The sequence below is a fragment of the Streptomyces sp. NBC_00669 genome (genome assembly GCF_036226785.1).
In the GTDB taxonomy this organism is placed as follows: Bacteria; Actinomycetota; Actinomycetes; order Streptomycetales; family Streptomycetaceae; genus Actinacidiphila.
The window spans coordinates 217,884-243,418 of sequence record NZ_CP109018.1 but is presented as its reverse complement, the minus strand read 5'-3'; the positions used below and the strand labels follow the sequence as shown (position 1 = coordinate 243,418).

At 74.7% G+C, this 25,535-nt stretch carries 19 protein-coding genes; 10 read left to right on the top strand and 9 right to left on the bottom strand.

The window, feature by feature from the left end:
* Positions 1-5: 5 nt before the first annotated feature.
* On the bottom strand, positions 6-593 hold the full coding sequence (locus OG896_RS00985) for a cysteine dioxygenase (RefSeq protein ID WP_329361442.1): 588 nt from the start codon (positions 591-593) through the stop codon (positions 6-8).
* Positions 590-1,537 (bottom strand): amidohydrolase family protein, encoded by a 948-nt coding sequence (locus OG896_RS00980; RefSeq protein ID WP_329361440.1) that lies wholly within the window; start codon positions 1,535-1,537, stop codon positions 590-592. The genes OG896_RS00985 and OG896_RS00980 overlap by 4 nt, the downstream gene beginning before the upstream one ends.
* 92 nt (positions 1,538-1,629) lie before the next feature.
* Here OG896_RS00980 and OG896_RS00975 point away from each other — a divergent pair, with 92 nt between their 5' ends.
* Positions 1,630-2,655, top strand: a complete 1,026-nt coding sequence (locus OG896_RS00975; protein WP_329361438.1) for a LacI family DNA-binding transcriptional regulator — start codon at positions 1,630-1,632, stop codon at positions 2,653-2,655.
* 188 nt (positions 2,656-2,843) lie between these two features.
* On the opposite strand, the gene OG896_RS00970 is transcribed toward OG896_RS00975, so the two are convergent.
* Entirely contained in the window at positions 2,844-6,314 is a 3,471-nt protein-coding gene (locus OG896_RS00970) for a phosphodiester glycosidase family protein (protein ID WP_329361435.1), read from the bottom strand.
* Between the two features lie 540 nt (positions 6,315-6,854).
* On the opposite strand from OG896_RS00970, the gene OG896_RS00965 reads away from it, so the two are divergent.
* Together OG896_RS00965 and OG896_RS00960 are read left to right on the top strand one after the other, a co-directional pair.
* Positions 6,855-7,337, top strand: coding sequence for a hypothetical protein (locus OG896_RS00965; RefSeq protein WP_329361433.1), 483 nt, complete (start codon positions 6,855-6,857; stop codon positions 7,335-7,337).
* A gap of 304 nt (positions 7,338-7,641) precedes the next feature.
* Entirely contained in the window at positions 7,642-8,772 is a 1,131-nt protein-coding gene (locus OG896_RS00960; RefSeq protein WP_329361431.1) for a glycoside hydrolase family 3 N-terminal domain-containing protein, read from the top strand.
* A gap of 452 nt (positions 8,773-9,224) precedes the next feature.
* Here the strand turns inward: OG896_RS00960 and OG896_RS00955 are convergent, their stop codons facing one another.
* Entirely contained in the window at positions 9,225-9,809 is a 585-nt protein-coding gene (locus OG896_RS00955) for a class I SAM-dependent methyltransferase (RefSeq protein WP_329361429.1), read from the bottom strand.
* Between the two features lie 230 nt (positions 9,810-10,039).
* Here OG896_RS00955 and OG896_RS00950 point away from each other — a divergent pair, with 230 nt between their 5' ends.
* Complete coding sequence (locus tag OG896_RS00950; RefSeq protein ID WP_329361427.1) at positions 10,040-10,762, top strand: N-acyl homoserine lactonase family protein; 723 nt, start codon at positions 10,040-10,042, stop codon at positions 10,760-10,762.
* A 34-nt stretch (positions 10,763-10,796) separates the two neighbouring features.
* Here the strand turns inward: OG896_RS00950 and OG896_RS00945 are convergent, their stop codons facing one another.
* Complete coding sequence (locus tag OG896_RS00945) at positions 10,797-12,491, bottom strand: MFS transporter (protein WP_329361425.1); 1,695 nt, start codon at positions 12,489-12,491, stop codon at positions 10,797-10,799.
* Between the two features lie 171 nt (positions 12,492-12,662).
* Between OG896_RS00945 and OG896_RS00940 the strand changes: the two genes are divergently transcribed.
* Entirely contained in the window at positions 12,663-13,172 is a 510-nt protein-coding gene (locus OG896_RS00940) for a peptidylprolyl isomerase (protein WP_328473349.1), read from the top strand.
* A gap of 156 nt (positions 13,173-13,328) precedes the next feature.
* Here OG896_RS00940 and OG896_RS00935 read toward each other — a convergent pair whose 3' ends face one another.
* Complete coding sequence (locus OG896_RS00935; protein WP_329361421.1) at positions 13,329-14,543, bottom strand: alanine--tRNA ligase-related protein; 1,215 nt, start codon at positions 14,541-14,543, stop codon at positions 13,329-13,331.
* A gap of 341 nt (positions 14,544-14,884) precedes the next feature.
* Between OG896_RS00935 and OG896_RS00930 the strand changes: the two genes are divergently transcribed.
* The gene (locus OG896_RS00930; RefSeq protein WP_329361418.1) at positions 14,885-17,020 is read left to right on the top strand and encodes a SpoIIE family protein phosphatase; all 2,136 of its coding nucleotides are present in this window, start codon (positions 14,885-14,887) and stop codon (positions 17,018-17,020) included.
* Between the two features lie 163 nt (positions 17,021-17,183).
* Positions 17,184-18,341, top strand: a complete 1,158-nt coding sequence (locus OG896_RS00925) for a PP2C family protein-serine/threonine phosphatase (protein WP_329361416.1) — start codon at positions 17,184-17,186, stop codon at positions 18,339-18,341.
* 144 nt (positions 18,342-18,485) lie between these two features.
* Here OG896_RS00925 and OG896_RS00920 read toward each other — a convergent pair whose 3' ends face one another.
* The gene (locus tag OG896_RS00920) at positions 18,486-19,373 is read right to left on the bottom strand and encodes an EI24 domain-containing protein (RefSeq protein WP_329361414.1); all 888 of its coding nucleotides are present in this window, start codon (positions 19,371-19,373) and stop codon (positions 18,486-18,488) included.
* Between the two features lie 69 nt (positions 19,374-19,442).
* Positions 19,443-20,504 (bottom strand): zinc-dependent alcohol dehydrogenase family protein, encoded by a 1,062-nt coding sequence (locus tag OG896_RS00915; RefSeq protein ID WP_329361412.1) that lies wholly within the window; start codon positions 20,502-20,504, stop codon positions 19,443-19,445.
* A 199-nt stretch (positions 20,505-20,703) separates the two neighbouring features.
* Here OG896_RS00915 and OG896_RS00910 point away from each other — a divergent pair, with 199 nt between their 5' ends.
* The gene (locus tag OG896_RS00910) at positions 20,704-21,888 is read left to right on the top strand and encodes a PP2C family protein-serine/threonine phosphatase (RefSeq protein WP_329361410.1); all 1,185 of its coding nucleotides are present in this window, start codon (positions 20,704-20,706) and stop codon (positions 21,886-21,888) included.
* Positions 21,889-21,973: 85 nt separating this feature from the next.
* Entirely contained in the window at positions 21,974-22,504 is a 531-nt protein-coding gene (locus OG896_RS00905) for an NUDIX hydrolase (protein WP_329361408.1), read from the top strand.
* 699 nt (positions 22,505-23,203) lie between these two features.
* On the opposite strand, the gene OG896_RS00900 is transcribed toward OG896_RS00905, so the two are convergent.
* Entirely contained in the window at positions 23,204-24,499 is a 1,296-nt protein-coding gene (locus OG896_RS00900; protein ID WP_328473365.1) for an enolase C-terminal domain-like protein, read from the bottom strand.
* A 157-nt stretch (positions 24,500-24,656) separates the two neighbouring features.
* Here OG896_RS00900 and OG896_RS00895 point away from each other — a divergent pair, with 157 nt between their 5' ends.
* Positions 24,657-25,493, top strand: coding sequence for an NAD-dependent epimerase/dehydratase family protein (locus OG896_RS00895; protein ID WP_329361407.1), 837 nt, complete (start codon positions 24,657-24,659; stop codon positions 25,491-25,493).
* Positions 25,494-25,535 lie beyond the last annotated feature (42 nt).

The window sequence follows — 25,535 nt, the reverse complement described above, 5'->3', positions numbered from 1 at the left end:
TGCCGTCAGACGATGTCGTCCAGCGGGCGCAGCTCGTCCGCGTACGACACCGACGTGCGCCGCAGGATTCCGGTGCGGCTGACGGCGTACTGGCCCATCCGCCACAGCGGCGGCGAGTACGCGTGGATCGACACGCTTCCGGCGTCCCGGCCGGTGAGGCGGTGGATGTGGTCCGGGCCGAAGCAGTAGACCTGGCCGGCCGGGACGGGGGTGGCCAGGCTCGGCATGCCCACCGCGAGGTTGTGCTCGACCAGGGTGCCCTGGGTCACGGCGACCGCGCCGGAGGATATGTCGTGGTCGTGCCAGCCGGTGTCGTTGCTCGGCGTCCAGCACAGTACCCAGACGTCCACGTGGGCGTCGCGGTGCAGCGAGACGTAGTGGCGGCGGTCGTCGGCGAAGAGCACGTGGCGGCGCCAGAGCGAGGGGTCCGCGGCGACGGAGCAGGCGAGTTCGAGCAGTTCGCGCTTGTCGAGGTCGCGTCCGGGCAGCGCGTCGAGGCTGAGGGAGGACGGCACGCCGAGCCAGGGCTCGGCGCGCTGCACCGGAGCGGTGTCGTGGTCCTCGGGCGGCAGGGACGACGGCGGAGCGGTCACGGGCTGATCCCTTCGAGTAGGTGGAGCGGATTGCCGACGCGGACGGCGAACCGCGCCGCCGCGCCCAGATGGGGGTCGGTCGGGGTCGCGTACGGGCGGTCGCTGCCCAGCACGAGGGCGTCGACGCCCAGCACGCGCACCACGGCGTCCAGCGCCTGCCGGCCGTAGGAGGAGGTGTCCACGAACACGCCCGGGTCGAGCCGCAACGGGCCGCCGCCGCGCATGGCCGCCCGCTCGTGGTGGACCGGGGCGAGCCCGGCCGCCGCGGCGAAGCAGATCCGCAGCCGCGGCAGCAGGGCGCGCCCGGCGGTCTGCCAGGCCCACCACGCCGCCTGGAGCTGGCCGGTGTAGCCGACCACGGCCGGCCACCAGGCGGGCAACCGCTCGGCCGACGGCGGCTGCGGGCCCGGGTGGACCAGCACGGGTCTGCCCGCCGCCTCGGCCACCGCGAGCACCGGCGCCAGCCGTTCCAGCGCCTGCGGGGTGGCCATCGCGACCGCCGGGACCTGGAGGCCGACCAGACCGCGGGGCGCCGCACCGGAGTTCAGGAGCAGGGCCAGCGACTCCGGTTCCGGCGAGGTCAGTTGGGCCGACGCCCAGCCCTCGAACGGTGCCGGCAGCGCGAGCACGCCCGCGTGCCAGGCGTCCAGCAGCGGCGCCGCCTCGTCGGGCGGCAGCAGTTCGATGCCCAGCGGGCTGGACAGGGATACGGCGATGCGGCGCAGATCCGGGTCGAGGCGTGCGCGCAGCGCCGGGTCGTGGTCCTCGGGCCGCACCTCGTAGGGCGGCTCACCGGCCAGATGCAGGGTCCAGCCGTCGAGCCGCGGCGGCCGGGTGCGGGCGCGCAACCGCTCGATGAGAGCGGCGGGCCACAGGTGCTGGTGGACATCGGTGGGGACAGCGGGGGCGGTGGTGCCGTCGGCGATGTGACCGTAGTCGGACATACCCTCCTCACGTGTACTGATGCGCTTCAGTTAAGCGCTTCAGTGAAGCGCTTAAACCCGGCCGCCGTCAAGGGCGCCCCTACACTGTCCCCGTGCCGCAACGACCAGCGAGGGTCACCCAGCGCGATCTCGCCGAGGAGACCGGGCTCTCCACCGCCACGGTGTCCTACGCGCTGCGCGGGATGCAGGTGCCCCCGGAGACGCAGCAGCGGGTGCGCGAGGCGGCCGAACGGCTCGGCTACCAGGCCGACCCCATCGCCCGCGCCCTCGCCTCCGGCCGCACCGGCTATATCGGCGTGCTCTGCCGCTCCCTCACCGACGTGTGGCAGCAGGCCACGGCCGCCGCGCTCGGCCGGCGGCTGCTCGGCGACGGCCGGCACGCGCTGATCGTGGACGCCTCCAACGACCCGGTCCTGGAGGCCACCCTCGCCTCCCAACTCGCCGACCAGCGGGTGGACGCGCTCATCGTGCTGCCGGTGGACCCCGCCGCCGCGCACTGGGCCGCGGTCGCCGAGCGGACCGTGCTGATCTCCATCGGCGACGGGCTGCCGGGCGGCGCGGCCCACGCCGAGGTCGTCTTCGACAACGAGGCCGGGATCACCGACGCGCTGCACGGCCTGGCCGCCGCCGGCCACCGCAGGATCGCGGTCATGACGCCCGGCGGCATGACCACGCCGGACCGCCCCGCCGAGACGGTCGCCGAGCAGGTGGCCCGCCGGCTCGGCCTGCACGTCACGCTGCACCGCTCGCCGCACGACCTGGACGGCGCCGCCGCGATCGCCCGCGCGGTGCTCACCGGGCAGGACCCGCCGACCGCGTTCCTGTGCATGGCCGACTCGATGGCGTACGGCGTGTACGCGGGCGCCCGCGAGCTGGGCATGGAGGTGCCCGGCGACGTCTCCGTGGTCGGCTACGACGACCACCCGCTGTCCCGCCTGCTGACACCGCCGCTGTCCACCTACCGGTGGCCGGTGGAACTCCTGGTGGACCTCGTGGTGGAGCGCACGGTCAAGGCGATCACCTCGGGCCGGCGCAGCCGGCGCCGGGTGCTGCCGCCGGTCGCCCAGCCGCGCGGCTCGGTCGGCCCGCCCAACGCGCCCCGGCCCGAGCCGAAGTGACGGTGCCGCGGCGACCGCGCCGGTGTGGCGCTCCCGAATTCGCCGCGCCCTCGGACCCGCGCCGGCCCTGACGACGGCTCAGGGCCCGCCCCGCGCCCCCCGGGCGAGGGAGTGCGGGACGGGCCCTCGCGCTGCCTCGCGCTGCCCGCCCGGCTCGGCCGGACCGGCCGGCCGCCCGACCCGTCAGCTCACCCGGCCGGCACCGTGACCGTCGCCGTCCCGGTCACCCCGCCCGCCGTGACGCTGATCCGCGCCGTACCCGGAGCCCGTCCGGTCACCTCGCCGGTGGCCGCGTCGACGGTCGCGACGCGCGGGTCGGAGCTGGTCCAGCGGCGGGAGACCGGGTCCCGCACCGGTACCTGAAGTGCCGTCAGGTCGTCGCCCGCGATGGACGTGCCGGTCGCCGTCAACCGCTCCTTCCCGCCGCGCGCCAGCGACGGCGCGGGCGCGGTCACCGCGACCGAGGCGAGCAGCGGCTGCACCGCGAACTGCACGGTGCCGTCGGGCAGGATGTGGAACAGGCCGTAGTTGAAGAACCCGCCCTGGTCGGGGGTGGCGTACGGCGGCGTGCCCAGGTCGGCGACCACGAAGTTCGGGATGCCGCCGGGCGCGTCGGTGCCGTCCGGCTCGCGCAGGTCCTCGGCGAAGCCGCGCGCGTGCCCGAACATCATGAGCACGTGCACCCCGGGATGGGTGCGCTGGTACCGCTGCACCAGCGCCTCGTACATCCGCGCCTCCCACCGGTCGGTGAACTGGCTGTCCGCGCGCGGATGCGGGTCGTACGCGGGCGTGTGGGTGATCACGACCGCGACCTTCCTGGTGTTCGCGCTGAGCTGCCCGGCCAGCCACAGGTACTGCGACTCGCCCTCGTCCGGCACCTGGAAGGCGTCCGACGCGGTGATGCCGATGTGCCCGCTGTCGGTCACGATCATCCGCGCCGCGCCCGCGTCGTAGGCGTAGTGCGTCGGCCCGAAGACGCTGGTGAAGTCGCCGTTCTCCGGGGCGGCGCCCTGGGTGATCTCGTGGTTGCCGACCGCGTCCCGGTACGGCACGCCGAGGCCGTCCATCAGGGTGCGCAGGTTCGTCAGGTCACCGGTCGTCCCGTTGTCGGACATGTCGCCGAGCGCCTGCACCTGTTGCGGGCGGGCGGCGGGCGGCAGTGCGCCGAACACGCCGGGCAGCGACTTCAGGGCAACCGTGCCGGTCGCGCCCGGCGTGGCCGCCGTGGTGTGCGCGTCGTCGAACGCGGCGACGGTGGTGCCGCCGGGCCGGAAGGAGGACGCGTCGGTGAACCGGAGCCAGGACGGGTTCTTCGGGATCGCGGTGTACGTCGCGGGCTGGGGCGGGCGCGGCGAGTACAGCGCCTCCAGGTCCGCGAGGTGGATGTCGCCGGTGAGGTCGGGGCCCGGCTTGATGGTCACCAGGCCCAGGTAGTTGATCCGCAGCGGGTACTGCAGGCCCGCCGGCAGTTTCGCGACGACGTACTGCCAGCCGTCGAAGGTGATGCCGGTCGGGTAGAAGCTGGTCGGCTGGTTACCGGCCTGCCAGATGCCGACGTTGAGGGTCACGATGCCCGGCGCGAGCCCGTCGCCCGGCCGCGAGGCGAGGTCGGCGTTGCCCTTCACCCACACGCCGAGCCCGATCGGCGCCTGGTCGCCGCCCAGCAGCGGGATCTGCTCGCTGTCCGGGTCGTTGAGGTAGACGCTCAGGTCGTAGGTGCCGGTCTGGTTCGGGTAGGTGTAGTGCACGTCCATCGAGCCGGTGTCCCCGGATCTGGCCGTGGTCGACGGGTCCGGCGCGATGCTGCCGTTGGTGGTGGAGTGCGGGCCAGGACTGGGCACCTTGCGCGGGTAGACGTTCATGTAGTCGCTGGTCACCGACCACTTCGACAGGTCCGTCAGCGGGTCCACCGGGACCGTGGTGGAGCCGACGGCCAGCGACACGGTGGCCTTGGCGCCGCCCGCGGCGGCCGTCACCGTGACCATGCCGGTGCCGGTGGCCGCGGCGGTGAACGTGCCGTCGGCGGCGACCGTTCCCAACTCCGGCTTGTCCACGGACCACTTCACTGCGGACGGCGGCAGGCTGACCGTGGCGCCGCCGCTCGCGGTCGCGGTCACCGAAAGCGCCTGGGTCGCGCCGTTGCCGAGATCGGCCTGCGAGGGGGTGGCGGTGAGCGTGCGCACCCCGGTCACCACCCACAGCGGGACGGTGGCGGACGCGTGGCCGGACCGGACGTGCAGGGTGCCGTGGCCGGGCCGGCCGGCGAAGGTCAGCGTGGTGCCGTGCACCGCGGCGAGCCCCGGCGGGCTGACGCTCAGCGTGACCGGGTCCGCCGCCGGGTTGTCCGCCCGGTCCAGGGCGTAGGCCGGCACGTCGACCGAGGTGCCGGCCAGCGCGGTCAGCGGCTTGCCGTCGTTCGCCACCGCGCGGGTCGCGGCGCCGGGCGCCGCCTGCCGGCTGTAGAGGAACAGGCCGTTGGCGACCGGCCGTTCGTGCCCGTCCGACGGCGTGTTGAGCACCGACGCCTGGGTCTGCCCCGGCAGCCGGCCCACCATCTGGGTCGAGCCGCCGCCGTCGAACAGGATCGCGTCGTACGCGCCGTGCTCCAGCATCCAGCCCGCCAGCTGCGGCCGGGTCAGCCCCTGCGCGACGCCCTCGGCCTGGTGGCCGTCGAAGGCAGCGAAGACCGCGTGCCTGCCGTCCTTGGTCACGCCGACCGCGGTCACCGGGTTGTCGATGTTGTTGTCGCCGCCGCCCTGCAACGGCACCGCGCGCTGCCCGTCCTTGACCAGGATCGCGCCGCCGCTGAGCGCCTGGACGACGTCGCTGTCCGGCCCCAGGTGGTCGGTGGTGGAGACCTGGTCGCCGGCGTGCACGTGTGCGGCCAGCCAGTCGCCGTACCCGGCCGAGCCGACCAGGTCCTCCTGGCCGTCGGCCAGTTGCGGCAGGTCGGTGACGCCAGTGCGCACCGAGTCCACGGTCAGCGCGGCCCCGTCGGCGCCCACGTGCCCGGTGACCACCGTGGCCGCCGCGATGGAGGTCGGCCCCAGGTCGGCGGTGACCCGCAGCAGCGCGCCCGCGCCGAGGTCGTCCACCGCGTTGACGCCGGTCAGCGTGGTGCTCGCCGCGTTCGTCACGTCCGTCAGGGTGCCGGTGTACGTCTCGGTGCCGATGCCGATGGTCCCGTCGCGGTGCACCACGAAGTCCGCCGGCCGGCTCGGCTCGGGGCTCTTCAGCAGCCGCCCGTCGCGCACCACCATGCCCTCGGGCCGCCCGCTGGCGTTGATCTCGAAGAAGTCGCCGTTGATCCCCGCGACCGCGCCGGTGCGGTGCGCCATCGAGGAGGGCACCTCGTCGGCCGGGTCGGTGAGGCGGTCGTGCGACTCCACGACGCCGAGCTTCACGTTCCGGTCGGTCAGGGACACGTCGAGGACCTGCGCGCGCTGCGCCCCGCCCACGGTCTGCAGCGTGTCGGAGTAGTTGCTGACGCCGTGGGTCAGGGTGCGCGGCGTGGTCGTCTTCTCGTCGACCACCAGCGGCCACTGGTCGGGGGTGGTCGGCAACCAGGACGACCGGGAACCGGTCGCCGGGCGCTCGGGTGCGGCGCTCGCCGGTGTGCCGCCGGCCGCCAGCAGCGCGGCGCAGACGGCGGTCGCCACGAGTACGGCCGGCGCCCGGGCCGGGAGCCGCAGGCGGCTTGGGCGGCTTGGGCGGCTTGGGCGGCTTGGGTGACGTGGGTGAGGTGGGCGGGTGACGAACTGGGCCATGGGTCCTCCGGCCGGTCCTGCCGCCGGCGCGCCGGACCGGGGCGGCCCGGCCGTCCCGGCCGTCGCGGCCTGTCGTACGGGAACGGTGCGGTGGTGCGCCATGCGGGGTGTACGGCTCCGAACCGCCCTCGGCCGTCGCCGAGTTGACGAGCTGCCGCGCAGCAGGAGCCGGAGCCCGCCGCAGCCGGCGAACCCGGGCACATTATGGCCCGGCGAACGCAAAGATTGTCGGTCCACGGCCAATCGAGCGGAAGTCAGGGCGGCCGAACACCGGTAATGGGCGCAAATCTTCCTGTTTGACGAGCCGTCGGCGCCCGGCGCGTCGCCGCAGGGGTGTGCCGCCGGACCGGCGGGGGCGCGGGCTGCGGGCGGGGGCCTCCAGGGGGTTCGCCCGGAGAACCGGAGTGCGGCCGGGTGGCGCGGGCGGGCAACATGACGGGATGCCGGACCTGCTGTGGGACGACCCTGCTGTGGGACGACGTCAGGAACCTCTTCGACCCCGACCTGATGGGGGCTCTGCCGGATGTGAGCGTGGCGGGCGCCTCGGACGGGGACTGGCAGGCGGTGTTCGACCTGGTCCGGTCGAGCGGATGGGCGTGGGAGTACTCCGCGGGTGGCGTGGTCGGGCCGCTGCCGTCCGCCGCCGAAGTGCTGTCGCGGCCCGCCGACGCGGAGACCGTCGATCTGCGGGTCCGGCCGGTCCCCGAGGTGCTGGTGGTCTTCCGCCCGATGTCGGCCGAGGACGCCGACTTCGACGTCGACCTTCGCGAACTGCGGGGCCAGGAAGGCGTGGACGTCCTGTGCGCGTTCATCGCCGCCGTGGGCCGCAGGCTGGGCAAGCCGGTGGTCATGACGGCCGAGGGCGACCGCGCGAACCCGGTGCTCGGGTTCGATCCCGCGGCCGCGTGGTGCTGATGGCGGACCCGCGGCTCGGCTGACCGCCTCGGCCGGCCGGGACCCGTACCGATCCAGTGCCATTTGGCTGCCGGGCCCATCGCCGGCGCGGCTGCGCCGGCCGCGGTGGCGCGGTGAAGGTTTCGCCCCGGCCGCGGGCGTCGCCGCAGCTCCGGACCGGCGCCTGTGGCGTAGGCCATTGGCGGTGGACGGCGCCCCTTCCACCGCGTGGTGGGCGGGGCGTACGGTCCGAGGCATGTCATGGACGCGGCAATAACGTCCACGCGACAACGTCCACCCCTTCACGCACGGGAAGAGGCCCCCCATGGACGCACCACGCAGCCGGCCCGTCCGCCGCCGTACGGTCCTGACCGCCGCGGGCGCCGTCGCGGCCTCCGTCACCGCCGCGCGCGCCTCGGCCGCCGAGCGGCCCCGTACCGGACCCGCCGCGCTGACCGCCCGCCAGACCGCGGGCCAGCGGGTCATCTACTCCTACCCCGGGCTCACCGTGCCCTCCGCGCTGTTGACGACGATCAGCGCGGGCGAGGCGGCCGGTGTCATCTTCTTCGGCGAGAACATCTCCAGCGAGAGCCAGATCACCTCGGTGATCAAGCAGTTGGTGCAGGCCAACGCGTCCAGCCCGGTGCGAGCGCCGCTGCTGCTGATGACCGACCAGGAGGGCGGCGAGGTGCGCCGGCTGCCCGGCGCGCCCACGCTGTCGGAGAAGCAGGTCGGCGAGGCGTCGCAGCCGCAGACCGCTGCCGCCCAGGCCGGCACCGGCGCCGGCCAGAACCTCGGCGGCGTCGGGATGAACGTCAACCTCGCCCCCGTGCTCGACGTCTACTACACGGCGGGCAACTTCATCGACGAGTACCAGCGCTCCTTCAGCAACGCCCCGAGCACCGTCTCCAGCCTCGGCCAGGCGTTCATCACCGCCCAGCAGGGCACCGGGGTCGCCGCGACCGCCAAGCACTTCCCCGGCCTCGGTGCCGCCACCGCCTCGCAGGACACCGACGCGGGGCCGGTCACGCTCACCCAGAGCCTGTCGAAGCTGCGGAGCGTCGACGAAGCCCCGTACCAGGCGGCGATCGCCGCGGGCGTCCAACTGGTCATGGTCTCCTGGGCCGTCTACCCCGCGCTCGACGCGTCCGCGCCGGCCGGCCTGTCCGCCACCGTCGTGCAGCAGGAACTGCGCGGCCGGCTCGGCTACACCGGCGTGACGGTCACCGACGCCCTGGAGGCCGGCGCGATCAGCTCCTCCTACAGCACCGCGCAGCGCGCCGTCCTCGCGGCCGGCGCCGGCATGGACCTGCTGCTGTGCTCGGCCCGCGCCACCTCCCAGGGCGACGCCGCCGCGCAGGCCCTCGCCGCCGCCTACACCAGCGGCCAGCTCCCGGCCGCCGACTTCGACGCGGCGGTCCAGCGCGTCACCGCGCTGCGCACGTCCCTGTCCTGAACCCGGTCGCGTGGCGGCCCCTTCGGGGTCTGGCACGAGCGAGGCGGCGACCCGCCGTGGAACCGCTGCTGTCCCGGCTGCCGGCCGTCTTCTGGCGCGTCCCCTGCGTCGGCGCCCGCTTCCCGGGGCCGGCGGCCGCGGCCGACCGGCCCGGCTTCGCCGCGGGCGCCGACTGCCGGCTTTTCGCCTACGCGGTGCGCGGCCACGTCGGCCCCGCCCGCGCTGCGCTCCGCCGAGCTGTGGGACGGCGTACGGACCACCCGTGCGGGTCCCGGTCGCCCGCCCCCTCGACCTGCTCCTCTTCAACGCCGTGGCCGACGCGTACGGCGCCCGCCTCGGCGTCGGGACCGATGACGGCCGGGTCCTCCACCTCTGCGCCGAGGCCGGGCTGCCCGCCGTGTGGAGCCCGGCCGACTTCGCCGCGCGCGAGCGCTACCGATGCCCGGCCGGCGTCAAGCGGGTCCTCCCGGCCGGCGGGCGCGGAAGCGGACCCGGCTGCCGCGGGCGTCCTGCCGCACCTCCACGTCGGTGAACCCGGCGGCGGCGAGCCGGGCCGGCAGCCGGTCGGGGACCAGCGTGTTCATGGTGTCGCCGATGTGCAACAGCCGGAAGCGCAGGCCGAGTTGGCTGTCGCTGCCGGCGAACACCCCGCCGGGCCGCAGCACCCGGAGGGCCTCGGCGAAGATCCGGTCCTGGACCGCCGGGGTCGGCACGTGGTGCAGCATCGTGAAGCAGACCACCGCCGAGAACGCCCGGTCCGGCAGCGGCAACTCCGACGCGTCGGCGTGCACGATCCGCGCCCGCTCGCCGTAGTCCCGCTCCAGCAGCCGCGCGGTGGAGTCGTCGATCTCGACCGCCGTCAGGCGGGGCACGCGCTCCACCAGCACCCGCAGGTTGGCCCCGTAGCCGGGCCCCAGCTCCAGCACGTCGGTGCCCAACTCGACGTCCTCCAGGGCCCAGGGCAGGATGTGCTCCTCGGTGGTCCGGGCCCACTTCCGCGAACTGCACAGTCTCCGGTGCGCTGCGTTCATCGGCATACCCCGACGGTAGACCGGCCCCCCGCCGTCCTGCTGCCTGCGACCCGCCAATCCATGCCGCGAACAGGACAGTCCGACACCGCCCGCGATCCGCGGCCTCGGACATCCGGTACGCGGCGCGCGGCGCGCGGTACGCATGACGCGGCATCCGGCAGAGGGCATCCGGCGCGCCGTGTTCGCTGTTCGCGGACGAGTCCGGGTGCGCCGGCGGCGCGCGCCATCATGGTCCGATGAGCGACGACACGGCGGTCCGCCGCCTCGACCTCGGCTACATCGTCCGGCCCGCCGTCGAGACCGGCGGCACGCAGCCGCGGGTCGAACCCGTGCTCGCGTACCTGGTCCGGCACGAGGCGGGGCTGCTGCTGTTCGACACCGGTATCGGTGCCGCCGACCCCGAGACCGAGGCCCACTACCGGCCCCGGCGGCGGGAGTTGGCGGACGCGCTCGCGGACGCGGGGGTCCGCCTCGCGGACATCGCGCTGGTCGCCAACTGCCACCTGCACTTCGACCACTGCGGCGGCAACCGGCTGCTGGGCGGCACCCCGGTCCTCGTGCAGCGGACGGAGCTGGCCGCCGCCCGCCAGGAGGGCTACACCTTCGGCGAGCTGGTCGACTTCCCCGGCGCCCGCTACGAGGAGTTCACCGGCGAGGCCGAGATCTGGCCCGGGGTGCGGATCGTGCCGACCCCCGGCCACACCGAGGGGCACCAGTCCCTGGTGGTCCAGCGCCGCGACGGCACCGTGATCCTGGCCGGCCAGGCCCACGACTTCGCCACGGACTTCACCGCCGACCACCTGGCCCGGCAGGCCGGACTCGACGGTGTGGAAGCGCCGTTGCCCGGCTATCGCCCCTGGCTGGACCGGCTCGCCGACTTCGACCCGCGCCGGGTGCTGTTCGCGCACGACTGCGCGGTGTGGGAACCGGGGCGCACCCCGGGCGACATCACCCGCTGACCGCGGCAGGGCACCCGCCCGGCGGTTCCTCCGCTCACGGCGACCCCGGCCCGTCCTTCTCGGCACCCGGCTCGCGCGGCCCCCGCGCCGTACCGCCCGAGGAGCCGCCGCCCGAGGCGCTGCCGTCCGGGGCACCGCGGCCCGGTGTCGTACGGCCCGGAGCCGTATCGCCGTCCGAGCCCCCGCCGTCCGGGGGCGTGTCGGCGGCCTCGCCCTCGTCGACCTCCTGGACGCCGCGCTGGAGCCCCAGCCACGCCGCGAGCGCCGCCGCGGCCATGACCCCGGCCATCACGTAGAAGACCGTCCTGGTGGAGTACGCGAAGTCGAGGCGGACGAAGTGCGGGATGGTCGAGTTGCCCTGGGTGGAGCGGTGGGCCTGGGAGAGGTGGTGCGCCTCGGAGTTCGCCTGCGCGGCGGGCACCCCCTGGCCCACCAGCGAGGAACGCAGATGGGACTCGAAGCGGGCCACCGAGATCGTGCCGAGCACCGCCAGGCCCAGGCTCGCGGAGTAGTTCCGCACGGTCTGGGTGATGCCGGTGGCCTCGCCGTAGGACAGCCGGGAGGCCCGGTTCACCGCGTCGGTGCTCGCCGGGGTGAGCATGAGGCCCATCCCGGCGCCGGCGATCACGATATACCACTCCTGGTTGCCGAAATCGAGGTCGGTGACCTTGCCCGCGAGCAGGTAGAAGCCCACCGCGCACAGCGCGCAGCCCAGCACCACCGGGCGCTTGGCGCCGCCGCGGTCCAGCATCCGCCCGCCGAACTGCGAGGCGATCACGAAGCCGATGAAGAAGTAGAGCAGGTACAGCCCGGCGCCGGACGCGGACTTGCCGAGCGAGATCTGCGCGTACTCGCTGGCGAAGAAGAAGTACGGGATGAACACCAGCATCGCGATGCCGAGCACCAGGTTCTCCACCGCGAAGGCCCGGTTGGCGAAGATCCGTACCTGGATCAGCGGGGAGGAGGTGCGCAGCTCCAGCCGGTGGAAGACCACCAGCAGCGCCACTCCGACCACGATGCACACCCAGATGCCCGGGTTGGACCAGTGCCAGATCTGGGACTGCTGGAAACCGAAGACGCTCAGCCCGATACCGGTCACGATCAGCGCCAGCCCGCGGTAGTCCATCGGGGCGGGTCGGTGCTCGGTGACCGGCTTCGACAGCGAGATCAGCACCAGCGCGATCACCGCGACCGGGATGTTCACCCAGAAGATGGACCGCCAGGTCCACTCGGTCAGCCAGCCGCCGAGGATCGGGCCGACCGCCGTCAGCCCGCCCGCGATGCCGAAGAACAGCGCCAGCGCCTTCCCGCGCTCGCGCAGCGCGAACGTCTGCACCACGATGCCCAGCGCCGCCGGGAACATCAGCGCGCCGCCGAAGCCCTGCACCGCCCGGAACGCCACGATCCAGGTCTGCGCCACGGCGCCCTTCGGGGTGAGCCCGCACAGCAGCGACGAGGTGGCGAAGACCAGCACACCCATCACCACCACCCGCCGGTGCCCGAGGGTGTCGGCGAGCCGCCCGCCGTAGGCGAAGAACGCCGCCAGCGACAGCAGGTAGGCGTTGACCGCCCACTGCACACCGGTGCTGGACAGCTTCAGCTCGTTCTGGATCTCCGGGACGGCGATCGACACGATCGTCTGGTCGATGAAGGTCATCGCGACGGCGAAGATCATCGCGGCCAGCACGAGGTTCTTCGATCGCCCGCCGCTGTGGGCCGTGACCGCCATCAGCTCTCCTCACCCGCTCCTGGGAGGACCGTTCCGCTCCACCTTGTGGCACGGCGGCAGGTCCCGCCAGCGACGGGAGACCGGACGTGATCGTCCGAAAGGGGACGGAAAGCGGGCGCCCGGGCCGCCCCCTGTGCCGGGGCGCGCGGCGGAGATGTCAGGATGGAGCCCATGGACAACAAGGACAACGTCTACTTCGACATCTCCATCGACGGTGCGCCCGCCGGGCGGATCGTCTTCCGCCTGTTCGACGACGTCGTGCCGAAGACCGCCCGCAACTTCCGTGAGCTGGCCACCGGCGAGCAGGGCTTCGGATACGCGGGCTCCGCCTTCCACCGTGTCATCCCGGAGTTCATGCTCCAGGGCGGCGACTTCACCAGCGGTGACGGCCGCGGCGGCAAGAGCATCTACGGCAACAAGTTCGAGGACGAGAACTTCCAGCTCCGCCACGACCGCCCGTTTCTGCTGTCCATGGCCAACGCCGGCCCGAACAGCAACGGCTCGCAGTTCTTCGTCACCACCGTGGTGACGTCGTGGCTGGACGGCAAGCACGTCGTGTTCGGTGAGGTCGTCGAGGGCCAGGACCTGGTCAAGCAGATCGAGGGCAAGGGCTCGCGCAGCGGCACCCCCAGCGCGAAGGTCGTCATCACCGAGTCCGGCACCGTCAAGACCCTCCAGTGAGCCACCCGCGCTCATCTGTACGGCCTTCCGCCTGACCCATACAGGCGTACGGCGCCCCCGCAGCGGAACACCCGCGGCGGGGGCGCCTTACGTTCGGGGGCCGACCGCCGGTGACGTTCGGGGGCCGGCCGGCCGGCCGCCTGGCGCCCGCCCCGCCTACCGCCCGGGCTCGGCACGCAGGGACGTGACCAGGTCGCGGGGCAGCCCGTGCGTGTCGTGCAGGTAGGCGTAGTCGTCCTCGCCGAGCGGCCCGGCGAAGCGGCGCTGGGACAGCACCCGCCGGCCCCGCTCCAGCTGGGAGGCGAACCGCCGCTCCTCGGCGAGCAGCACCTCGCGCACCCTGGGGCCCTGCTGCGAGCCATGCTGCGGGCCCTGCGGGCGCAGGCCGAAGTGGCGCAGCGCGACCTCGACCGGCTCCGGCGGCAGGTCGCCGAGGGTACGCTCCGGGTCGTCGCGCCACAGCAGCGTCAGCACCCGGCGGACCAGCCGCCGCAGGACGTACCCGTGCCCGGTGGCGGCCGGCCGTACCCCGTCGGCCACCAGCACGGCGGCCGAGCGCAGGTGGTCGGCGACGACCCGGTGCGTGGCCAGGTCACCGGGCCACAGTCCGGGCAGCACCTCGCGCCAGGCGTCGAAGACGTCCGAGTGGTAGACCGACGGCTTGCCCTGAAGGATCGTCACCAGGCGTTCCAGGCCCATGCCGGTGTCCACGCTGCCGCGCGGCAGCGGACGCAGGGTGCCGTCGCCCTCGCGCTGCCAGCGCATCGAGACGTGGTTCCAGATCTCCACCCAGCGCGGATCGGTGCCGGGGGTGCCGGCCGGTTCGCCGTCGCCGGTCCAGACGAAGATCTCCGAGTCGGGACCGCACGGGCCGGTCGGGCCGTTGGTCCACCAGTTGTCCGGGCCGAGGCGCTCCACCGGCACCCCCAGCTCGCCCCAGGCGCGCTCAGCCCCGGTGTCCGGACCGAGCCCGTCGCCGAGGTGGCCGGTGTCGCCGCCGAAGACGGTGGCGTGCAGCCGGGCGGGCGGGATGCCGTAGCCGTCGACCAGCAGCTCGTGGGCCCAGGCGATGCTGCGGGCGCTGTCGTAGTCGCCCAGGGACCAGGAGCCGAGCATCTGGAAGGCGGTCAGGTGGGTGGCGTCGCCGACCTCGTCCAGGTCGGTGGTGCGCAGGCAGCGCTGCACGTCGGCGAGGCGCACCCCGGCCGGGTGCGGGCGGCCGGTGAGATACGGGGTGAGCGGGTGCATGCCCGAGGTGGTGAACAGCACCGGGTCGCCGGGCGGCCGCACCAGCGAGGCGCCGGGCAGCACATGGTGGCCGCGGTCACGGAAGAAGTCGAGGAAGGTACGGACGGTCTGCTCGCTGTCCATGGCGGGAGCCTTTCCGGGGCGGGCGAGCGGAAAGCGGCCGCCGGAGGGCTGCGAGCGGGAAAGAGCGCGAGCCACGCGCACCCGGCGGACCGTTTCCGGTCGCCGGGGGAGTGGGGTGAGGTCAGGCGGCGGCAACCGGCGAGCTGGTCGCTCGCGCGGTCGCGGAGGTGGTGCGTGGCGTGACCTTCATGCCTCGACCGTAACAGCACCGGCCCGGCCGGCGCCGCCGAATTTCACCGGCGTGCACAAACCTGGCATTTACCATCATTCGCCAACTATGGGACAGTGAAGTGCAGCGTGTGGTTTCGGCGTGTGCACCTCAGCGAGGGGAGCCGAGGACGATGACCGCTCACGGCGCCCTGGACGGCGGCGACCCCGAGCCGGACAGCCCGTTCGGCCGCTCCACCGCCGTGTTCGCACAGTTCGACGGCCCCGACCACACCCTGCGCGGCGCCAACCCCGCCTTCCACGACGTGCTCGGCACCGACGCCGCCGCCCTCGGCCGCCCGCTCGCCGACAGCGTGCCCGAGCTCGCCGACCAGGCCCTGACCGCACTCCTGGACGAGGTCTACCGCACCGGCCGCCCCTACTCCGGCCAGGACATCCTGCTCCGTCTCGACATCGGCGGCCACCGCCACGAGGCGTACTTCGACCTCACCGTCGAGCCCCGCCACGCGAGCTCCGGGCAGGTCCGCGGGGTGCGGCTGCTCGGCGTCGACATCACCCCGGTCAAGCACGCCCAGGCGCTCGCCGCCGAGCAGCGCGCGCTGCTGGAGCAGATCGCCCGGCACGCGCCGGTGAGCGAGGTCCTGGAGGGCATGACCCGGGTCATCGAGGAGCTGTCGCCCGGGGTGATCGCCTCCGTGCTGCTCGCCGACCCCGACGGCCTGCACCTGCGGCACGGCGCCGCGCCCAGCCTGCCGGACTTCTACAACGAGGCCATCGACGGCCTCGCCACCGGGGAGGGCATGGGCTCGTGCGGCACCGCCGCGCACCGGCGCCGGCCCGTCGTCGTCACCGAGATCGCCACCGACCCCTCGTGGGAGGGCTACCGCGACCTGGCCGCCCGCGCCGGGCTCGCCGCGTGCTGGTCCACCCCGATCTTCTCCGCCGGTGGCCGGCTGCTGGGCACCTTCGCGATGTACCACCGCGCCCCGCGCGCGCCGCGGGCATCCGACCGCGCGCTCAGCGCCGCCTTCGCCCGGATCGCCGCCCTCGCCGTCGAGCGACACCGCGCCGAGGAGGCCAGAGCCGTCGCCGAGGCCAAGGAGAAGGCCGCCCGGGAGGACCTGGCGTTCCTGCTGGAGGCCGGCACCGCGCTCGGCCACGACCTGGACTACGAACAGACCCTCCAGCACCTCGCCCGGCTGTGCGTGCCCGACCTCGCCCCGGTGTGCGTGATCGACGCGGTCTCCGACGGGCGGATGCGCAGGGTCGCCGCGCACGCCGAGGAGCCGCGCCAGCAGCAACTGCTCGCCGCGCACGTCGACGGCGCCGACCTGCCCGGCGCCCCCGACACCACCCGGATCGCCCGCGGCGCCCCCGACACCCCCGGCCCCTGGGACGCGCTCGACGTCACCGGCCACGTACGCATCCCGCTGCGCGAGCGCGGCAGCGGCTACGGCACCCTGACCCTGCTCACCACCGGCGACCACCCGCTCGACTGGCGCCGGGTCGCCCTCGCCGAGGAACTGGCCCACCGCGCCTCCACCGTCGCCCGCAACGCCCGCCAGTACCACGACCGGGCCCGGCTCGCGCACGACCTCCAGGCCGGCCTGCTGCTGGCCGACATGCCCGAACTGCCCGGCGGCGAACTGGCGGCGTACTACCGTCCGGCCGGCGAGGGCCTCGACATCGGCGGCGACTTCTACGACGTGTTCCCGCTGCCCGGCGACCGCTGGGCCTTCATGATCGGCGACGTGTGCGGGCGCGGCGCGCCGGCCGCCACCATCACCGCGCTCGTCCGGCACACCGCGCGCGCCGTCGCCCCGCTGCTCGCCGACCCCGTCGCCGTGGCCGGCGCGATCAACACCGCGCTGCTCGAACGGGTCCCCGGCACCGGCGGCGACTTCGTCACCCTCGTCTACGGCCATCTGCTGCCGCGCGGCGACCGGCTCGACATCGACCTGGTCAGGGCCGGGCACCTCATGCCGGTGCACCACCGGCCCGGGCGCCTGCCCGCGACCGTCAGCAGCGAGGGGATGCTGCTCGGCGCGTTCGCCGAGGCCGTGCCCGAGGCGGCCACGCTGCGGCTGCACACCGGCGAGTCCCTGGTGCTGAGCACCGACGGCATCACCGAGTCCCGCGACTCGACCGGGCGGCAGTTCGGCGAGGCCGGCATCACCCGCGCGCTGGCCCGCGGCCGGCCGGTCGCCGCGCACGAGGTCCTCGGCAGCGTGATCAGCGCCGTCACCCAGCACACCGCGGGCGTCCCCACGGACGACGACCAGGCCCTCCTGGTCCTCACCGCCCGGTGACATCGGGTGCCCCTGAACGGTCAGGGCGGCGCCCGGCAGGGGGCCGGGGCGGGCCCGAGCGGGGGCCGGAGGACGGCTCGAACCGTTTCCCGGAGGGAAGGGCCAGGCCGTATCGACGCTGTTCGGACGAGAAGTGCGCGGGCCCCGGAGTTAGGTTGGTGACATGGAATCGAGCGGCGCCGACGGGCAGCCGGTCGGTTGGCGGTCGCTCAAGTCGCCACCGATCCTGTTCGCCCTGGCGGTGGCAGCGCTGGTGCTCCTGCTCGCTGTCGACCTCGCGGGGGGTCGCGCCATCCGGCTGGCCGGCTTGATGGTCGCCGTGCCGGCGCTCTCCGCGGTGTTCCTCGGCCCGGTGGCGGTCCTGGTGATCGCCGTCCTGACGATCGGCGGGATCACCTGGGCCTCCGACGACAACGCGGCCATCACCACCGCCAACTTCCCCGTGGTGATGGCGACCGTCCTCCTCGTCGGCGTCGCCTCCGTGCTCGCCGCCCGGACCCGCCAGCGCCGCGAGCGCCAGCTGGCCCAGGCCAGAAAGGTCGCGGAGGTCAGCCAGCGGGCCGTGCTGCGCCCGTTGCCGGACCGGCTCGGCCCGGTGACGATCTCCTCGATGTACCTCGCCGCCGACGAGGAGGCGGCGATCGGCGGCGACCTGTACGCGGCGGGGGTGAGCGACCGCGGCGGCACCCGGGTGCTCGTCGGCGACGTGCAGGGCAAGGGCCTGGCCGCCGTCGAGGTCGCGGGCCTGCTGCTGAGCGCGTTCCGCCGGTCGGTACGCGCCCGCGTCTCGCTGCCGGCGCTGCCCGGTTTCCTCGACCGGGGGCTGCGCGCCGACCTGATCGACCTGGAGGACGACACCGACCTGTGCGCACCGGACACCCGGCCGCACCTGCCCGGCGAGTCCGACTACCTGGAGCGGTTCGTCACCGCGGTCGTCGTCGACATCGCCGCGGACGGCTCCGGCCTGCGGATCGCGAACTGCGGGCACCCGCCGCCGCTGCTCATCCGCGGCGGCACCGTGCACCAGCTCTTCCCCGAGTTGCCCGACCTGCCGCTCGGGCTGGGCGACCTGGCCCGGCCCGACCAGCACATCGACGCCCACGACCTGGCGCTCGGCGACATCCTGCTGCTCTACACCGACGGCGTCATCGAGGCCCGCGACGCCGACGGCGCCTTCTACCCCCTCGCGGACCGCCTGGCCGACTGGACCCGCGACACCCCCGAGGCGCTGCTGGAGGACATCCGCGCCGACCTGCTGCGGTACTCCGCGTCCGGGCTCGGCGACGACATCGCGATGGTCGCGCTCCAGCGGGTGACGTAGCGCCGCCGAGAGCCCGGCCGCTGTGCCCGGCGGCAGGGCTCGCGGCGGGAACGCCCTGCCAGGCGTCGACACCCCTGCCGGGCGGGCCCCTGTCGACGGTCCGGCCGACACCGGACCGCGTGCGGCGCGAGCCTTTTGGGCGGGTTACGCCCCCGCGCCTCCGCCGGCACTTCCGCCGGCACTTCCGCCCGCGCCGCCGGACCGTTCGGTCGGGTACGGCCAGGGCTCGTGCGGGGGCGCGGTGCCGAGCCGGCCGGGTTCGGGCTCCAGGTGCGGTTCGGGCTCGGGGCGCGGGGGCGGCGGGAGGAGTTCGCGGACCAGGAGCGTCGCCCCCGCCACCGCGCCGGGCATCAGGACCACCGCGACGAACGGCACCAGGAAGACCACCGCCAGCGGCACCCCGAAGCCGAGCACCAGCGGCAGACGGCGCCGCAGCAGGCGCGTGCGCGCGGTGAGATCGACATCGCGCCGCTCGCACGCCACCGTGCACAGCTCCAGGGCGAGGAAGAAGCCGGAGACGCAGAAGCCGACCGCCGGCACCGCCGTCTGCCCGGCCACCGGGATGAACCCGGCCGCGAACAGCACGACCCCGAAGCCCACCGCCCACAGCAGCACTCGGACACCGTCGCGCACGGCGACCCACACCTCGCGCCACAGCGGCCGCTCGGGAGCCTCGGGGCAGTCGCCCTCGCTGCGCTCCACGCGCGCCGACAGCGCCTCGTAGAAGGGGTCGCCGACCAGCAGCGTCACCGCGGTGAAGGAGATCACCGACAGCAGCAGGCCGCCCCCGAAGAGCATCGCGGTCAGCACCCCGCGGAACGCGCCGGACCACGGCGACGCCCAGTGGTCGGCGAACGGCGTCGCCCAGTCCACCAGGTCCCCGGCCCACAGCACGAGTGCGACCAGCGCGACGACGTACCCGACCAGCGTGATCAGCGCCGGGATCATGCCGAACCGCCAGTCACGGCGGTGCCGCAGCACCCACCGCTGGCCGTCGACGAGCAGCCGTACGCCCTTGATCACGTCACCCATGCGGGGGATCGTACGGTACCGGCACGCCGTGCGGGGCAAGGGAATCGGGCCCGCGGCGCCGGTCCCGGTTCAGCCGGTGGCGCCGTCGCCGGTTCCCCCGGGGAGGATCACCGTCATGCCCGTGGGCGAACCGTCGCTCATCGCCGCCAGCGCCCCGGGCGCCTCCGGCAGCCCGATCTCCGAGCGGACCAGCAGGTCGGGCCGCAGCACCCCCGCCGACACCTGCCGCAGCATCTCCGGGTAGGCGTGCGCGGCCATCCCGTGGCTGCCCAGCAACTCCAGCTCCAAGGCGAGCACCCGGCCCATCGGCACCTCCACGGCGCCCGCCGCCAGCAGCCCCACCTGCACATGGCGGCCGCGGGCCCGCAGCCCGGCCACCGAGGCGGCACACGTCACCGCGGAACCGAGCGCGTCCAGCGACACGTGCGCGCCGCCGCCGGTCACCTCCCGGACCGCGGCCGCGGTGGCGTCCGCGGTCGGCTCGGGCGCCAGGCACACCGCCGCACCGATCGACCCGGCCAGCCACAGCGCCTCCGGCGACGGGTCGACCGCCACCACCCGCGCCCCGCCCGCCACCGCCACCATCACCGCCGACAGCCCCAACCCGCCGCAGCCGTGCACGGCCACCCACTCGCCCGGCCGCACCCGGCCCTGCGCCACCACCGCCCGGTACGCGGTCGCGAACCGGCAGCCGAGCGCCGCCGCGGTGGTGTACGGCAACCCCTCCGGCAACTCCACGAGGTTCACCTCCGCGCGCCGCACCACCACCAGGTCCGCGTACGAGCCCCAGTAGGTGAAGCCGGGCTGCTCCTGCCGCTCGCACACCTGCTGGTCGCCGCGCGCGCAGGCCGCGCACCGGCCGCACGCGTGGACGAACGGCGCCGTCACCCGCGCCCCGGCGCGCACGCCCCGCACCCCGGCGCCGACCGCGACCACCTCGCCGGCGAACTCGTGGCCCGGCACGTGCGGCAGCGTCACCGAGTCGTCGTGGCCCTGCCACGCGTGCCAGTCGCTGCGGCACAGCCCGGTCGCCGCCACGCGCACCACCGCACCGCCCGGCGGCGGTTCGGGGTCGGCCACCTCCCGGACCTCGGCGAGCCGCCCGAACTCCTCGAACACCACAGCCCGCACGGGCCGCACCGCCTTCCTCTCCCGCCGCCCCGTCGCGGGCGGTCCGGCCGCCAGCATCCCAGCCGGCCGCGCCGGGACCGCGCCGACCCGGCGGTACGGCGCGGCAGGGCGCTGTGTGCCACGGGGCCGGGCGGCACCGACGACCGTCCGGCGCCGTACTACCGTAGGAAAGGACGAACATGGCGATACGCTCGCATACGTGACGATCCCTCACCGAAGCCGCCGCTCCCGGGCGCCCGGGAGCCGGCGGCGCGGCCTCGCCCAGTGGTCGCCGCTGCTGCTGACCGTCGTCATCGGGGTGCTCGCAGTGGCCACGCCGAAGGCTTTCGCGGTCAGCCGGCTGCTGCCCGCCGCGCCCGCGCTGGCCGCGTCGATGTGGACGGTCACCGCCACCGTGCTGCTCGGCGTGCTGACACTGGCCGCGATGCTCGCCATCCAACTCGCCTTCGACGAGCCCGCGACCACCTTCACCGCGGTCGCGATCGCCGGCGTCACCGCCGCTGCCGCGTACGCCGCCCATGTGCGGTTGCAGCGCGAGCGCACGCTGACCCAGGTCCGCTCGGTCGCCGACGCGGCCCAGGCCGTGGTGCTGCGGCCGGTGCCGCGCCTGCTCGGCGGCGTCGGCATCGAGACGCTGTACCTGGCCGCCGCCGAGGAGGCCCGGATCGGCGGGGACTTCTTCGCGGCCGTCGACAGCCCGCACGGCGTACGGGTCCTGCTCGGGGACGTGCGCGGCAAGGGCCTGTCGGCGGTCGGGGTGGCCAGCGCCATCGCCAACGGCTTCCGCGAGGCCGCCTACGACGAACCCGACCTGGCCCGGCTCGCCCGCCGGCTGGAGAGGAGCGTCAACCGCTACAGCGACACCATCACCGCACCCGACGCGGGCGAGGGGTTCGCCACCGCGATCTTCGCCGAGGTCCGGCCGGCCCGGCGCGAGGTCACGCTGCTCAACTGCGGCCATCCGGCACCGTTGTTGCTGAGCGGCGGCAGCGGCGCCGGCGGCTCCGGGGGCCCGGACGGCGGCTCCATCCGCGTGCTCGACCCGTCGGCGCCGTCCCCGCCGCTGAACATGGCCGCGCTGATCGGCGGGGAGTACACCCTCGACACCGTCCCGCTCGCTCCCGGCGACCGGCTGCTGTTCTACACCGACGGCGTCACCGAGACCCGTGACCGGGACGGCCGGTTCTTCCCGTTGACCGAGTGGATCGCCCAGCAGACCGCGGTGTCCCCGCCGCACCTGCTCGCCCTGCTGCACCGGCAGCTCCTGAGCTTCAGCGAGGGAGCGCTGGACGACGACATCGCCGCCCTGGTGGTGCGGTGCGACGGCGCCACCGACCACCGGGCCGCGGCGCCGTCCGGTGCGTCGCCGGCCTCCGACCGCTGAAATCCGGCGGCGGCGCCGCCCAACCCTGTGCGAGGATCGCCCCTTTGACGTGGCGACGGCGCAACGCACGGGCGGAGGGCGGACGATGACGGTGACGGGATCGGCGGCGCGGGCGGACGACGGGCGCGGAAGCGGGGACGAGCCGGAGCGGCAGGTGCAGCGCAGGCTGCGGGTGGCCGCGTACGGGGTGTGCGTGCGCGACGAGCAGCTTCTGCTGTCGCACGCGGTCGCGTTCGGACGGTACCCGGCGGGCTGGACGATGCCGGGCGGCGGCCTCGAACACGGCGAGGACCCGCTCGACGCGGTCGTCCGCGAGATCGAGGAGGAGACCGGCTACCAGGTCGCCGTCGACCGGCTGCTCGGCATCGACTCCTTCCGCGGCAGCCGCGTCCTCGACTCGGGCGTCGTCGACGACTTCCAGGGGATGCGGATCATCTACCGCGTCCATGTCATCGGCGGAGAGCTGCGGGACGAGGTGGGCGGGTCCACCGACCACGCGGCCTGGGTGCCGCTCGCGGATGTGCCCGCCCTCGACACGGTCGAGCTGGTCGGCGTGGCCCTGCGGCTGCACCGCGAGCAGCCCCCCGCCGGCCGGATCACCCCGCAGGACCTCTGACCGGCGCCGATGGGCTGCCGCGGGCGAGCGGCGCCCGTATGGGGTGGTGACGCGGGCCGCGCACCGGGCGATTCCGCGCTCGGGCCGGCAGGGGTGGGCCTGTTGGTGATGCCGGAGGGCGGCGGGTCTCGGAGCTGGGGCTGGAGCGGTTGCGGTCCTGCGGTTGGGCTGGGCGCCGCGAACTGCTTCCCGGCCAAGGAAGCGCCGGCCTTCGACGGGGACGACGAGTCGGAGCGCTCGCTGGTCGGGGCCGTGACCGGACGCGCGCCGGACCTGGCTGTTCCGGAGTCGTAGCGGCGTTGCACGCGGGCGCGGGTCGAGCTGGCGGTTGTGGGTCGGCACGCCCGACCGGTTCATCAACCTCTCGCCGGACACGCCCGCGCTGAGGGACCGCCGGCGCACGATCCGGCCGCGACACGTGCAGGCGCTCGCGGAGGCCGTCGCCGCGGAGCGCGGCCGGCCCGCCGACGACTTGGCCCGCACTGCCCCGGTCCACCTCGTCCCGGACGGCTTCTCCCTTGCGGTCCAGTCCGCCGACCCCGCACGGATGATCGGCGCGGCGTTCGCCGTCGTCGAGCCCGGTCGGCCCCCGGCCTCCCGCTCCCCGCCCGCCTCCCGGCCGCCTGCCCCCCGGCCGGGCGGCCACGGACCGAGCCCCGGCCGCGCGGCGGGGAAGGTGACCCGGTCCGGTGCCGCCGCTCAGGGCGCGTTCAGGCTGCCGTCCGGGTGGCGGACGCCGGTCGCCCAGCGCTCGTGCAGGAACTTCGTCGGCGGGAAGCGGACCGCGGCCTTCTCGTCGAGGTCGACGCCCCAGCCCGGCGCGTCGGAGGGCGCGAGGTGGCCCTCGCGCACCACCGGGGTGCCCGGGAAGACCTCGTGGGTGGCGTCGTTGTAGGTGTGCGACTCCTGGTAGCCGAAGGCCGGGGTGGAGATGTCGACCGCGAGGTTCGCCGCCACGCCGACCGGGGAGATGTCGCCGGGGGAGTGGAACGCGGTGCGCACGCCGAGCAGTTCGGCCAGTGCGACGAGTTTGCGGGTCGGGGTCAGGCCGCCGACCGCGGAGGTGTGCAGCCGCAGCAGGTCGATCCCGCCGTCCTTGATCAGCCGTGCCGCGTCCGTGACGTTGCCGATCTGCTCGCCGACCGCGATCGGCACCGGCGACGCGGCGCGCACCTCCGGCAGCCGGTCGTAGTACTCCGGCGCGATCACGTCCTCCAGGAACGACAGCCGGTACGGCTCCAGTTCGCGGGCGAGGACCACCGCCTGCTTCGGGGTCAGCCGGCTGTGCACGTCGTGCATCAGGCTCACCTCCGCGCCCAGCCGCTCCCGCGCCGCCGCGAAGAGCTCCGGCGTGGCCCGCAGGTACTGCGCGACGTCCCAGCCGTCCGGGTGCGGCGAGCGCGGATAGCCGCCGCGGGTGCCGGGCGCGCCGTACGTCCCCAGCCCCGGGCCGCCGACCTGGAGCCGCACATGGCGGTAGCCCCGCGCCAGCAGCTCCTCGGCCTCGGCGAGCGTCTCCTCGACGGTGCCGCCCGCCGCGTGCGAGTACACCTCGACGGCGGATCGGCTGCGCCCGCCGAGCAGTTCGTACACCGGCATCCCGGCGCGCTTGCCCGCGATGTCCCACAGCGCCTGGTCCACGCCGGACAGCGCGTTGCCCAGCACCGGGCCGCCGCGCCAGTACGACGAGTAGTGGATCATGCGGGTGATGTCCTCGATGTCGGCCGGGTGCCGCCCGACCACGAGCGGGCCGACGTGCTCCTCGACGGCGGCGACGACCGCGGCGTACCGCTGGGTGAAGGTCGCGCAGCCCAGCCCGTACAGGCCCGGCTCCGAGGTGTCGACGCGGACGACGACCAGCGGCATGCCCTCCGGCGCCGTGACGATCGCGCGGACCGCGGTGACCCGCAGCCGGTCCCGGCCCGGCCAGGGCGGCGCGGCCTGCGGGAGCGCGCCGGAGTCGTCGAGCAGGCGGTCGGGGCCTGAACCGGTCATGGGGATTCCCCTGTTCGCGGATAGAGCGAGCGGACGGGGTCATGTTACGTTTCCCGCACGGCAACGTCATATTGCTTTTGTCATCGCGCAAGAACGCAACATTCGTCCGGTCCACGGGCGATGTGACCGTCGGCGCCACCGAGAGGAAGAAGCCACCGTGAAGGTTCTGGTCACCGGCGCGGGCGGCCTGCTCGGCCGCGAAGTCGTCACGCACCTGCGGGAGTCGGGGCACACCGTACGGGCCCACGACCGCACCGCCCCGGACCCCGCGACCGCCGACGAGGTCGCCGGCGGGGACCTGCTCGACCCCACCCGGCTGACCGGACTCCTCGACGGCGTCGACGCCGTCGTGCACGCCGCCGCGCTGCCCTCACCGGAAGCCGCGCCCCACGACGAGGTCTTCGGCAACAACGTCCGGGCCGCCTACCTGGTCCTGGACGCCGCCGGCCGCGCGGGTGTCCGCCGCGCCGTCAACATCTCCAGCCTGTCCGCGCTGGGGCTGGCGTTCTCCGCGCACGACGCGTCACCCCGCTTCGTGCCCGTCACCGAGGACCACCCCTACGTCGGCGACGACGTGTACGGCCTGTCGAAGTACGTCAGCGAGACCATCGCCGCCACCACCGCCCGCCGCTACGGCGGCACCGTCGTCTCGCTGCGCTTCCCCTTCCTCGGCACCGGCGAGCGGCTGCGCGCCCACCTGGCCGCGGTGCACCGCGACCCCGGCTTCGACCGCGGCTCGCTGTGGGGGTGGCTGGACACCCGCGACGCCGCCCGCGCGATCGGTGCCGCGCTCACCGCACCGGTCGAGGGGCACCCGGTGATCAACGTCGCCGCGCCCGACACCACCGCCCTGGAACCGACCGCGGAACTGCTGCGCCGCTACCACCCCACCGCCCGCGTCGACACGCCCCTCGACGGTTTCGCCGTCCCCTTCGCCCTGGCCCGCAGCCGCGAACTGCTCGGGTTCACCCCGCGGTACACCTGGCGCCCGTAGCCGCCTCGGCTCTGCCCGTGGCTGCCCGGAGCCCGGTGCGCG

Excerpts from the sequence above, each read along its gene's own strand:
- OG896_RS00980 (WP_329361440.1), bottom strand. The coding sequence starts at position 1,537 with ATGTCCGACTACGGTCACATCGCCGACGGCACCACCGCCCCCGCTGTC.
- OG896_RS00965 (WP_329361433.1), top strand. The coding sequence starts at position 6,855 with ATGACGGGATGCCGGACCTGCTGTGGGACGACCCTGCTGTGGGACGAC.
- OG896_RS00960 (WP_329361431.1), top strand. The coding sequence starts at position 7,642 with ATGGACGCACCACGCAGCCGGCCCGTCCGCCGCCGTACGGTCCTGACC.
- OG896_RS00955 (WP_329361429.1), bottom strand. The coding sequence starts at position 9,809 with ATGCCGATGAACGCAGCGCACCGGAGACTGTGCAGTTCGCGGAAGTGG.
- OG896_RS00950 (WP_329361427.1), top strand. The coding sequence starts at position 10,040 with ATGAGCGACGACACGGCGGTCCGCCGCCTCGACCTCGGCTACATCGTC.
- OG896_RS00945 (WP_329361425.1), bottom strand. The coding sequence starts at position 12,491 with ATGGCGGTCACGGCCCACAGCGGCGGGCGATCGAAGAACCTCGTGCTG.
- OG896_RS00940 (WP_328473349.1), top strand. The coding sequence starts at position 12,663 with ATGGACAACAAGGACAACGTCTACTTCGACATCTCCATCGACGGTGCG.
- OG896_RS00935 (WP_329361421.1), bottom strand. The coding sequence starts at position 14,543 with ATGGACAGCGAGCAGACCGTCCGTACCTTCCTCGACTTCTTCCGTGAC.
- OG896_RS00930 (WP_329361418.1), top strand. The coding sequence starts at position 14,885 with ATGACCGCTCACGGCGCCCTGGACGGCGGCGACCCCGAGCCGGACAGC.
- OG896_RS00925 (WP_329361416.1), top strand. The coding sequence starts at position 17,184 with ATGGAATCGAGCGGCGCCGACGGGCAGCCGGTCGGTTGGCGGTCGCTC.
- OG896_RS00920 (WP_329361414.1), bottom strand. The coding sequence starts at position 19,373 with ATGGGTGACGTGATCAAGGGCGTACGGCTGCTCGTCGACGGCCAGCGG.
- OG896_RS00905 (WP_329361408.1), top strand. The coding sequence starts at position 21,974 with ATGACGGTGACGGGATCGGCGGCGCGGGCGGACGACGGGCGCGGAAGC.
- OG896_RS00900 (WP_328473365.1), bottom strand. The coding sequence starts at position 24,499 with ATGACCGGTTCAGGCCCCGACCGCCTGCTCGACGACTCCGGCGCGCTC.